The organism is Mesorhizobium sp. GbtcB19, from assembly GCF_019091085.1.
GTDB lineage: Bacteria > Pseudomonadota > Alphaproteobacteria > Rhizobiales > Rhizobiaceae > Mesorhizobium.
The window spans coordinates 1-261 of the sequence record NZ_JAGXJY010000298.1 but is presented as its reverse complement, the minus strand read 5'-3'; the positions used below and the strand labels follow the sequence as shown (position 1 = coordinate 261).

The 261-nt window shown below is 66.7% G+C and carries 1 pseudogene; it reads left to right on the top strand.

Annotation, left to right across the window (positions count from 1 at the left end):
* Positions 1-261: pseudogene (locus tag KVT37_RS32340) on the top strand (glyoxalase); the annotation flags it as partial.

The window sequence follows — 261 nt, the reverse complement described above, 5'->3', positions numbered from 1 at the left end:
CCGCCCTGCGCTACAGATACGCCGCCAGGGTGTTCGACTGGCTGTGCGAAGCCTTCGGCTTCGTGCTACGCGCCCTCTATGGCGAGGGCGAAATCGACCTCCACGCGGAGCTGACCTTCGGATCCTCGATGTTCATGCTGGGTACGGCGCGCGACGACGATTACGGCAGGTTGGTCGGCGGTCCAAGCGGTGGCGGGGGCAAGTCGTTCTACATCGCCGTCGAGGACGCCGACGCCGCCTATGCAAGGGCGAAGCGGGCCG